The sequence below is a fragment of the Legionella worsleiensis genome (assembly GCF_001467535.1).
Classification (GTDB): Bacteria; Pseudomonadota; Gammaproteobacteria; order Legionellales; family Legionellaceae; genus Legionella; species Legionella worsleiensis.
In genome coordinates this window covers 739-1,106 of the sequence record NZ_LNZC01000017.1, presented here as the reverse complement: position 1 = coordinate 1,106, position 368 = coordinate 739, and the positions used below count along the sequence as shown (strand labels likewise).

Sequence of the window (368 nt, the reverse complement as noted above, 5' to 3'; positions counted from 1 at the left end):
TATAACGCAGGTGACACCGCCACTATTGCAGGAGTTGGTACCCTACAAATTAATGCCAATGGAACGTTCAGTTTTGTTCCTGCAGCGAATTACAACGGTGCAGTTCCTGTAGTGACTTACACCATGACCGATGGCAGCAGCACCGATACCTCGACTTTAAGCCTCGATGTTACTCTTGTTGATGATGCCTTTAGTGATGCGGATGAAGTTGTGAGCACGGCGGAAGACACGACGTTAAATGGCAACGTGCTGACGGGTACAAGCAGTGTCGACGGTGCAGTGATTGTGACTGAATTTAGCGTGGCAGGGGATCCGGCCACTTATAATGCAGGAGATACCGCCACTATTGCTGGCGTGGGCACTTTACG

General features: G+C 50.3%; 1 protein-coding gene. It reads left to right on the top strand.

The annotated features are described in order from the left end of the window. Window positions 1-368, top strand: a 368-nt coding sequence (locus tag Lwor_RS13960; protein ID WP_193786615.1) for a cadherin-like domain-containing protein, incomplete at both ends; no start/stop codon positions are given.